Origin of the sequence: Streptomyces sp. NPDC059564 (assembly GCF_042735575.1) — a bacterium.
Taxonomy (GTDB): Bacteria; Actinomycetota; Actinomycetes; order Streptomycetales; family Streptomycetaceae; genus Streptomyces.
In genome coordinates, this window is the sequence record NZ_JBHWBP010000349.1 from 1 (window position 1) to 8,025 (window position 8,025).

At 72.9% G+C, this 8,025-nt stretch carries 10 protein-coding genes; 9 read left to right on the forward strand and 1 reads right to left on the reverse strand.

The features are described 5' to 3' along the window. Positions 1 to 129: 129 nt before the first annotated feature. The gene (locus tag ACFV0Q_RS34570; protein ID WP_385010932.1) at positions 130 to 762 is read right to left on the reverse strand and encodes a TIGR03085 family metal-binding protein; all 633 of its coding nucleotides are present in this window, start codon (positions 760 to 762) and stop codon (positions 130 to 132) included. Between the two features lie 84 nt (positions 763 to 846). Between ACFV0Q_RS34570 and hisI the strand changes: the two genes are divergently transcribed. The 9 genes from hisI to trpA all read left to right on the forward strand — a co-directional run bounded on the left by hisI (position 847) and on the right by trpA (position 7,856). Further along, positions 847 to 1,212, forward strand: a complete 366-nt coding sequence (gene hisI, locus ACFV0Q_RS34575; protein WP_385010934.1) for a phosphoribosyl-AMP cyclohydrolase — start codon at positions 847 to 849, stop codon at positions 1,210 to 1,212. 15 nt (positions 1,213 to 1,227) lie between these two features. Then, a complete protein-coding gene (locus tag ACFV0Q_RS34580) occupies positions 1,228 to 2,718 on the forward strand; it encodes an anthranilate synthase component I (protein WP_385010936.1) in 1,491 nt (496 codons plus the stop codon). A gap of 14 nt (positions 2,719 to 2,732) precedes the next feature. Further along, positions 2,733 to 3,392 (forward strand): TIGR02234 family membrane protein, encoded by a 660-nt coding sequence (locus ACFV0Q_RS34585; RefSeq protein WP_385010938.1) that lies wholly within the window; start codon positions 2,733 to 2,735, stop codon positions 3,390 to 3,392. Positions 3,393 to 3,518: 126 nt separating this feature from the next. Next, complete coding sequence (locus ACFV0Q_RS34590) at positions 3,519 to 3,770, forward strand: HGxxPAAW family protein (RefSeq protein WP_385010940.1); 252 nt, start codon at positions 3,519 to 3,521, stop codon at positions 3,768 to 3,770. Positions 3,771 to 3,835: 65 nt separating this feature from the next. Then, complete coding sequence (locus ACFV0Q_RS34595) at positions 3,836 to 4,363, forward strand: DUF2752 domain-containing protein (RefSeq protein WP_385010942.1); 528 nt, start codon at positions 3,836 to 3,838, stop codon at positions 4,361 to 4,363. Positions 4,364 to 4,545: 182 nt separating this feature from the next. After that, complete coding sequence (trpC, locus tag ACFV0Q_RS34600; RefSeq protein WP_266577749.1) at positions 4,546 to 5,355, forward strand: indole-3-glycerol phosphate synthase TrpC; 810 nt, start codon at positions 4,546 to 4,548, stop codon at positions 5,353 to 5,355. Positions 5,356 to 5,363: 8 nt separating this feature from the next. Further along, complete coding sequence (gene trpM, locus ACFV0Q_RS34605; protein ID WP_385010944.1) at positions 5,364 to 5,573, forward strand: tryptophan biosynthesis modulator TrpM; 210 nt, start codon at positions 5,364 to 5,366, stop codon at positions 5,571 to 5,573. Positions 5,574 to 5,778: 205 nt separating this feature from the next. Further along, positions 5,779 to 7,041, forward strand: a complete 1,263-nt coding sequence (trpB, locus tag ACFV0Q_RS34610) for a tryptophan synthase subunit beta (protein ID WP_385010946.1) — start codon at positions 5,779 to 5,781, stop codon at positions 7,039 to 7,041. Then, positions 7,038 to 7,856, forward strand: a complete 819-nt coding sequence (trpA, locus tag ACFV0Q_RS34615; protein WP_385010947.1) for a tryptophan synthase subunit alpha — start codon at positions 7,038 to 7,040, stop codon at positions 7,854 to 7,856. The genes trpB and trpA overlap by 4 nt, the downstream gene beginning before the upstream one ends. The last annotated feature ends 169 nt before the right edge of the window (positions 7,857 to 8,025 follow it).

Consider the following 8,025-nt stretch of genomic DNA (forward strand, 5'->3'; position numbering starts at 1 on the left):
GAATTGAGCTCCGCGCAATCCAGCCTGCCGGGCGGCACATGGCGGTGGAGCTTAGCCAAAATCCAGCCCCGCCGGCGTTTGAGGCGCGGGGGTCCGGGGGCGGAGCCCCTGGCAGCGGCGCCGGCGCTGCTAGATGCCCAGCTGGGCCGTCGTCAGGCGGGAGACGGCTTCCTTGTCGCCCTCCAGGTCCACCGCGGCAGCGGCCTGCCGGCCGAAGCAGAACAGGGTCAGTTCGCCCGGTTCGCCGGTCACCGTCACCACCGGCACCCCCTTGTGGGCGACGGCCGTGCGGCCGTCCGGGCGGCGCAGGACCAGGCCCACCGGGGAGCGGCGGCCCGTCAGCCGGGCCAGCTTCTCCAGCCGGGACCAGAGCGCGTCCGAGAACACCGGGTCCAGCTTGCGCGGCGACCAGTCCGGCTGCGCGCGCCGGACGTCCTCGGCGTGCACGTAGAACTCCACCGCGTTCGCGGCCTCGTCGATCTGCTTCAGCGAGTACACCGACATCTTGGGCGGCCCGGTCCGGATCAGCTGGATCAGCTCCTCGTACGGCTTGGCCGTGTACTCGGCCATCGCCCGGTCCAGCCGGGCCTTCAGCACGTTCAGGAGCAGGCCGCCCGCCGCGTCCGGGCGGCGTTCCCGGACGACCACGTGCGCCGCCAGATCCCGCGTCCGCCAGCCGTCGCACAGCGTCGGCGCCTCCGGCCCCGCCGACTCCAACAGGTCCGCCAGCAGCAGGCGTTCGCGCTTCGCATGGGTAGACATGCGCGACAGCCTACGGCCGGACCCCGCCCCGTGCCTGCCCATCAGGCGGACAGTGATCCGTGCCCGCCCCGATCACGCGGCACAATGGCCCGCATGAGTACGTCCTCCCTCGATCCCGCCATCGCCGCCCGCCTCAAGCGCTCCCCGGACGGGCTGGTCCCGGCCATCGCCCAGCAGTACGACACCGGCGAGGTGCTCATGCTCGGCTGGATGGACGACGAGGCCCTGCACCTCACCCTGACCACCGGCCGCTGCACCTACTGGTCCCGCAGCCGCCAGGAGTACTGGGTCAAGGGGGACACCTCCGGCCACTTCCAGCACGTGAAGTCCGTCGCCCTCGACTGCGACGCCGACACCGTGCTCGTGAAGGTCGACCAGGTCGGCGCCGCCTGCCACACCGGCGCCCGTACGTGCTTCGACGCCGATGTCCTGTTCAGCGACGCCGACTAGGTAGGGTCCCACCCCATGGATCTTGAGACGTTCCGCAAGCTCGCGGCGGACCGCCGCGTCATCCCCGTGAGCCGCAGGCTGCTGGCCGACGGGGACACCCCGGTCGGGCTCTACCGCAAGCTCGCCGCCGAACGCCCCGGCACCTTCCTCCTGGAGTCCGCCGAGAACGGCCGCTCCTGGTCCCGCTACTCCTTCGTCGGCGTCCGCAGCGACTCCACCCTCACCGTCAAGGACGGCCAGGCCCACTGGATCGGCACCCCGCCCGTGGGCGTGCCCACCGACGGCGACCCGCTCGAAGCCCTCCGCGCCACCGTCGAGGCCCTGCACACCCCCCGCGACCTCGCGGGCGGCATGCCCCCCTTCACCGGCGGCATGGTCGGCTACCTCGGCTACGACATCGTGCGCCGCCTGGAGCGCATCGGCGAGCACACCGCCGACGACCTCAAGCTCCCCGAGCTGACCATGCTGCTCACCTCCGACCTGGCGGTCCTGGACCACTGGGACGGCACGGTCCTGCTGATCGCCAACGCGATCAACCACAACGCCCTCGACACCGGCGCCGACGAGGCCTTCGCGGACGCCGTCGCCCGGCTCGACGCGATGGAGGCCGACCTCGCGCGCCCCGCGCCGTACGTGCCCGCCCCGCTCCCGGACTCCGCGCTGCCCCCGTTCGACGCGCTCTGGGGCGGCGAGCAGTACCAGGTGGCCGTCGAGGACATCAAGGAGCGCATCCGGGCCGGCGAGGCCTTCCAGGTGGTGCCCTCGCAGCGGTTCGAGACCCCCTGCCACGCCTCCGCGCTGGACGTGTACCGGGTGCTGCGGGCCACCAACCCGTCCCCGTACATGTACCTCTTCCGCTTCGAGAACGGCTTCGACGTGGTCGGGTCCAGCCCCGAGGCGCTGGTCAAGGTCGAGGACGGGCGGGCCATGGTCCACCCCATCGCCGGCACCCGCCACCGCGGGGCCACCCCGCAGGAGGACAACGACCTCGCCGAGGAGCTGCTGGCCGACCCCAAGGAGCGCGCCGAGCACCTGATGCTGGTCGACCTCGGACGCAACGACCTGGGCCGGGTCTGCGAGCCGGGCTCGGTGGAGGTCGTCGACTTCATGTCGATCGAGCGCTACTCCCACGTCATGCACATCGTCTCGACGGTCACCGGTCGGGTCGCCGAGGGCAAGACCGCCTTCGACGTGCTCACCGCCTGCTTCCCGGCCGGCACCCTCTCGGGCGCCCCCAAGCCGCGCGCCATGCAGATCATCGAGGAGCTGGAGCCCTCCCGCCGGGGCCTCTACGGCGGCTGCGTCGGCTACCTCGACTTCGCGGGGGACTCCGACACGGCCATCGCCATCCGCACCGCGCTGCTGCGCGACGGAACGGCGTACGTGCAGGCCGGAGCGGGTGTCGTCGCGGATTCGGTGCCCGAGCTGGAGGACCTGGAGTGCCGCAACAAGGCGGCCGCCGTGCTCCGCGCCGTGGGAGCGGCGAACCGCCTCCACCACGGCTGAGGGCGTAGGGGATAGTGGGGTACGTGAGTGCCGTACCCCCGCCCCAGCCCCCCGCCTCCGCCGCGCCGGACGCCGCCGAGGCCCCCGACAGCAAGAGCGGCCGCCGCAGCGTGGCCGCCGCCCTGCTGCTCGGCGCGCTCGGCGCCACCGTCGTCCTGCTCGCCTCCGGCCGCGTCTGGGCCCGGGGCAGCGCCGCCGTCGGAGGCGGCTCGCTCCCGCTGACGGCGGACGGGCGGGCCGTCACCGGCCTCCCCGCGGCCCTGGCCATCGTCGGCCTCGCGGCCCTGGTGGCGGTGTTCGCCGTACGCGGCCGGGGGCGGCTGCTGGTGTCCGGGCTGCTCGCGCTGAGCGGGCTCGGCGGGGCCCTGTCCGCGGTGGCCTCCGCCGACGACCACCGGGCCCTGGACGAGCGGGCCGTCACCGCGACGGCCGACACCGCCGCCCGGGTGGGTGAGCTGACCCATACGGCCTGGCCGTACGTCACGGCCTGCGGCTGCGTCCTGATCCTGCTCGCCGGCCTGCTGGCGCTGCGCTTCGGCCGCAGCTGGCCCGCGATGGGAGGCCGCTACGAGCGCGACGGCAGCCCCCGCAGGCGGACTCCGGTGGCGGTGGACCCGGACCGGCCCGAGGACCTGTGGAAAGCTCTGGACCGTGGCGAGGACCCCACCCGCTGAAGAAGCCACCCGGTGAAGGCCCCACCCCCTGGTGAAAGGGCCCGCCCCGTGCGGGACAATGACAGCGAGCGTGCGACACGGACCGCACTCTCTACAAGCTTGAGACAGAGCAACGAGGAGCAACTCATGGCGGGCACGAGCCACGGACACACCCCGGCCGCCTGGACCGGTGTCATCATCGCCTTCATCGGTTTCTGCGTCTCCGGCGCCTTCATGGTGCTGGCGAACCCGCTCGGGTTCTGGGCCGGCCTCGTCGTCGTCGCGATCGGCGGAGTCGTCGGCCTCGCCATGAGGGCCGCAGGCATGGGCGCGCCGAAGGCCGCCCACCGCGACCTCGCCGAGGTCATCGCCGCCAACCAGGTTCCCGCCAAGGTCTGAGCGCGGTGCGCGCGCTGTGCCGCGCGGTTCGAAAGGCGCGGCCCGGTCGGGCTGCGCCTTTTGTCATGACCGGAGAGAATCAGCCCGTGGACGCCCCTCGCACCCCCGCCGCCCCCGGCCCCCGGCCCGCCGCCCCGCCCGGCGGGGACGCCCCCTGGCGGCCGCAGCCGGCCGCACCGGCCCCCGTACCGGCGTCGCGGACCCGCAGGCTGGCCGCGCCGCTGCTCACGCTGGCCGGGGCCGTGGCCGCCTTCGCGTACGTGGGCGCGGTGGACCCGAACGAGCCCGGCCACTACCCCCTGTGCCCGATGCTGCGGCTGACCGGCGTCCTGTGCCCCGGCTGCGGCGGGCTGCGCAGTGCGCACGCCTTCGCCCGGGGGGACCTGGCCGCCGCGCTCGGGGCCAATGCCGTGGCGGTCGCCGGGTACCTCATCTTCGCCGGATTCCTGGCGCTGTGGCTGGTACGGGCCTTCCGGGGCGGTCCGGTGCCCCGGATCGCGCTGAGACCGGCGTACTGGTGGGGGATCGGGGCCGTGGCGCTCCTGTTCTCGATTGTCCGCAATTTCCCGTTCGGTTCCGCTCTGGCCCCCTGAGCCCTTGGGAGGCCTCGCGGGCGGCTACGGGAAGGCCATATTCCGACTGTCCAGTCCCTGGGAATCCGCGAAGTCAGTGCAGAGGCCGTAGAGACCTGCGGATACCATTTGAGTGCTGACCTTGCAGTGGTACGTGTCTGCAAGGCGGCCGACCGTCATCAACCCGGAAGGGGGCCGCTCGCGTGAGTGTGCTCGACGAGATCATCGAAGGGGTCCGCGAAGACCTTGCCGAACGGCAGGCCCGCGTGAGCCTCGACGAGCTCAAGGAGCGTGCCGCCAAGGCGCCCCAGGCCAAGGACGGTGTCGCCGCCCTGCGTGGCGACAGCGTCAAGGTGATCTGCGAGGTCAAGCGCTCCAGCCCCTCCAAGGGCGCGCTGGCCGCGATCGCCGATCCGGCCGGGCTCGCCGCCGATTACGAGGCGGGCGGTGCGGCGGTCATCTCCGTCCTCACCGAACAGCGTCGCTTCGGCGGCTCGCTGGCCGACCTGGAGGCCGTCCGCGCCCGCGTGGACATCCCGATCCTGCGCAAGGACTTCATCGTCACGGCGTACCAGCTGTGGGAGGCCCGTGCCTACGGCGCCGACCTCGTGCTGCTGATCGTCGCGGCCCTGGAGCAGGAGGCCCTCGTCTCCCTCATCGAGCGGGCCGAGTCCATCGGCCTCACCCCGCTCGTGGAGGTCCACGACGAGGAGGAGGTGGAGCGTGCCGTCGCCGCCGGAGCCAAGATCATCGGCGTCAACGCCCGCAACCTGAAGGACCTCAAGGTCGACCGCTCCACCTTCGAGCGCGTCGTCCCGGAGATCCCGGCCCACATCGTGAAGGTCGCCGAGTCCGGCATCCGCGGGCCGCACGACCTGATCGCCTACGCCAACGAGGGCGCCGACGCGGTCCTCGTCGGAGAGTCCCTGGTCACCGGCCGCGACCCGAAGGCGGCCGTCGCCGACCTCGTCGCCGCCGGCGCCCACCCCGCCCTGCGCCACGGCCGGAGCTGACCCTTCCCATGCCTCCCTCCCGCTCCTCCGTCCGCACCCGCCCGGGCCACGGCCCGGCCGGCGTGCCGACGGCGCACGCGCCCCTGGCGCGCGGCTGCCGCCCCCGCGGCTGCCGCGCCCCGGCCCGGCGCGTGCACGGCCGGCGGGTGCGCTACGTGATCGGTTCCGAGCCCGGACAGGTCAACGGCATGCGATGGCGTCGCGGAGCCGCGCTGTAGACGACGGCCGCCCCGGCCCGGTACGCGAAGACGTACCGGCCGGGAGGTCGCGCACGGCCCCACGCCCGAGCCCCAGGCTCCCGGCGCGGGCCGCGGCGTCCGCACGGCGGCGCACCCCCAGCGGGGTGCGCGGGCCGCGGACCGACGGCGCAATACGGTGCAACCAGCCCCCGTCGCGCATTCCGTACACGTAGGAGTAGTGGCCATGTCCACCAGCTCGTTCTTCATTCCGGACCCGGAGGGTCACGTCCCCAACGCCGAGGGCTACTTCGGTGACTTCGGCGGCAAGTTCATCCCGGAGGCGCTGGTCGCCGCCGTGGACGAGGTCGCCGTCGAGTACGAGAAGGCCAAGGGCGACCCGGCCTTCGCCGCCGAGCTCAACGAGCTCATGGTCAACTACACCGGCCGGCCCAGCGCCCTCACCGAGGTGCCCCGGTTCGCCGAGCACGCCGGCGGCGCCCGGATCTTCCTCAAGCGCGAGGACCTCAACCACACCGGCTCGCACAAGATCAACAACGTGCTGGGCCAGGCGCTCCTCACCAAGCGCATGGGCAAGACCCGCGTGATCGCCGAGACCGGCGCTGGCCAGCACGGCGTGGCCACCGCCACCGCCTGCGCCCTCTTCGGCCTCGAATGCACCATCTACATGGGCGAGATCGACACCCAGCGCCAGGCCCTGAACGTGGCCCGCATGCGCATGCTCGGCGCCGAGGTCATCGCCGTGAAGTCCGGCTCCCGGACCCTCAAGGACGCCATCAACGAGGCGTTCCGCGACTGGGTCGCCAACGTCGAGGAGACCCACTACCTCTTCGGCACCGTCGCCGGACCGCACCCCTTCCCGGCCATGGTCCGCGACTTCCACCGCGTCATCGGCGTCGAGGCCCGCCGCCAGATCCTGGAGCGCGCCGGGCGGCTGCCCGACGCCGTCGCGGCCTGCGTCGGCGGCGGCTCCAACGCCATCGGCCTCTTCCACGCCTTCATCCCGGACGCCGGCGTCCGCCTGGTCGGCTTCGAGCCCGCCGGGCACGGCGTGGAGACCGGCGAGCACGCGGCCACCCTGACCGCGGGCGAGCCCGGCATCCTGCACGGCTCCCGCTCCTACGTCCTGCAGGACGAGGAGGGCCAGATCACCGAGCCCTACTCGATCTCCGCCGGTCTGGACTACCCGGGCATCGGCCCCGAGCACTCCTACCTCAAGGACAGCGGCCGCGGCGAGTACCGCGCGGTCACCGACGACGCCGCCATGCAGGCCCTGCGCCTGCTGTCGCGCACCGAGGGCATCATCCCGGCGATCGAGTCGGCGCACGCCCTCGCGGGCGCCCTCGACCTGGGCAAGGAGCTGGGCAAGGACGGCCTGATCGTGGTCAACCTGTCCGGCCGCGGCGACAAGGACATGGACACGGCCGCCCGCTACTTCGGCCTGTACGACGGCGCGTCCGAGAACGGCACCGAGGGGGAGACCAAGTGAGTCACCACGGCAACATCGACCTGCTGAGCACCACCCTCGCCAAGGCCAAGTCCGAGGACCGCGCGGCCCTCGTGGCCTACCTCCCGGCGGGCTTCCCGACCGTCGACGGCGCGATCGGGGCCGCCAAGGCCGTCATCGCGGGCGGCGCGGACGTCGTGGAGATCGGCCTGCCGCACAGCGACCCGGTCCTGGACGGCGCGGTCATCCAGACCGCCGACGACATCGCCCTGCGCGGCGGCGTGAAGATCGCCGACGTGCTGCGGACCGTGCGCGAGACCTTCGAGGCCACCGGCGCCCCGATCCTCGTCATGACCTACTGGAACCCCATCGACCGCTACGGCGTCGAGCGGTTCACCGCCGAGCTGGCGGCGGCGGGCGGCGCGGGCTGCATCCTGCCCGACCTGCCGGTCCAGGAGTCCGCGCTGTGGCGCGAGCACGCGGCGAAGCACGGTCTGGCGACCGTGTTCGTCGTGGCCCCCAGCAGCCGGGACGAGCGCCTGGCGACCATCACCGCCGCCGGTTCCGGTTTCGTCTACGCCGCCTCCCTGATGGGCGTCACGGGCACCCGCGAGTCGGTCGGCAACGAGGCCCAGGAGCTGGTGCGCCGTACCCGTACGACCACCGACCTCCCTGTCTGCGTCGGCCTCGGCGTCTCGAACGCCGTCCAGGCCAAGCAGGTCGCGGGCTTCGCCGACGGGGTGATCGTCGGCTCGGCCTTCGTGAAGCTGCTGCTCGACGCGCCGGACCCGCAGGCCGGGCTGGACGCCGTACGGGCGCTGGCGGGCGAGCTTGCGGAAGGCGTACGCAGGTCCTGACGCGGGGCGGGCCCCGAAGGGGGTTCTGTAGCCCGATCGGGTGGAAACGGGAGCGGGGAGGCACGCGAGTGCCTCCCCCCCTAGATTTTCCCCAACCGGTGTCTTATAAACAAAAACCACCCCACCACACCCCACAACAAATCGGAATGCGGGGTGTTCTTGTAAAATG

What these genes read in the sequence shown, in the direction of transcription:
- ACFV0Q_RS34590 (WP_385010940.1), top strand. Translation starts at nt 3,519, where the DNA reads ATGGCGGGCACGAGCCACGGACACACCCCGGCCGCCTGGACCGGTGTC.
- trpB (WP_385010946.1), top strand. Translation starts at nt 5,779, where the DNA reads ATGTCCACCAGCTCGTTCTTCATTCCGGACCCGGAGGGTCACGTCCCC.
- hisI (WP_385010934.1), top strand. Translation starts at nt 847, where the DNA reads ATGGCCCGCATGAGTACGTCCTCCCTCGATCCCGCCATCGCCGCCCGC.
- trpM (WP_385010944.1), top strand. Translation starts at nt 5,364, where the DNA reads ATGCCTCCCTCCCGCTCCTCCGTCCGCACCCGCCCGGGCCACGGCCCG.
- ACFV0Q_RS34570 (WP_385010932.1), bottom strand. Translation starts at nt 762, where the DNA reads ATGTCTACCCATGCGAAGCGCGAACGCCTGCTGCTGGCGGACCTGTTG.
- ACFV0Q_RS34580 (WP_385010936.1), top strand. Translation starts at nt 1,228, where the DNA reads ATGGATCTTGAGACGTTCCGCAAGCTCGCGGCGGACCGCCGCGTCATC.
- ACFV0Q_RS34595 (WP_385010942.1), top strand. Translation starts at nt 3,836, where the DNA reads ATGACCGGAGAGAATCAGCCCGTGGACGCCCCTCGCACCCCCGCCGCC.